Source organism: Dactylosporangium sucinum (assembly GCF_014647515.1).
GTDB lineage: Bacteria > Actinomycetota > Actinomycetes > Mycobacteriales > Micromonosporaceae > Dactylosporangium > Dactylosporangium sucinum.
Genome location: NZ_BMPI01000081.1, coordinates 304 through 1063, shown reverse-complemented (window position 1 = coordinate 1063; position 760 = coordinate 304). Strand labels below are relative to the sequence as shown.

At 71.4% G+C, this 760-nt stretch carries 1 protein-coding gene; it reads right to left on the bottom strand.

The genetic code is table 11. The annotated features are described in order from the left end of the window. Positions 1 to 203: 203 nt before the first annotated feature. The coding region (locus IEZ31_RS57735) for a putative PEP-binding protein (protein ID WP_308429520.1) at positions 204 to 760 on the bottom strand (557 nt) is incomplete at its 5' end.

The following is a 760-nucleotide window of genomic DNA, read 5'->3' as shown; positions in this document are numbered from 1 at the left end:
CCTGGCGGTGCCCCGCGGAAGTCTGGCTACCGGTGTTGTAACCGGGCTTTCGCGGGGTGCCGCCAGGAGAAATCTGGGCCCGCCGCAGCCCGGCCCCAGTCGTGAAACAGGGCCTAGCGGTACCGCCACGAAAGAGGCCGGGGCGTCGTTGCCCCGGCCTCCTCGTGCTCACCAGGGCGCCGTTGCCCTGGTGAACGTCTCGTTCACCGGGAGTCGGACCCGGTGGACTCGATGGCGGCGCGACCCGCCTCCAGGCGGGCGACCGGCACCCGGAACGGCGAGCAGGACACGTAGTCCAGGCCCACCTCGTGGAAGAAGTGCACCGACTCGGGGTCGCCGCCGTGCTCGCCGCAGACGCCGAAGTGCAGCTCCGGGCGGGCGGCGCGGCCCTCGTCGACGGCGATGCGCACCAGCCGGCCGACGCCGTCGCGGTCGATCGACTCGAACGGCGAGACGCCGAAGATGCCGAGCTCGAGGTACCGCCAGAAGAACGCCCCCTCGACGTCGTCCCGGGAGAAGCCCCAGCCCATCTGGGTGAGGTCGTTCGTCCCGAACGAGAAGAAGTCGGCGGCCTGCGCGATGTCACCGGCCGTCAGGGCGGCCCGCGGCACCTCGATCATCGTGCCGATCTTCACGTCGACGGCGAACTCGCCGATGATCTTCTCGGCCTCGGCGCGGATCGTCTCCAGCTCCTGCACCGCGCCGACGAGCGGCACCATGATCTCCGGGTGCGCGTCCGGCACCTGCGCCGCCGCCTCGA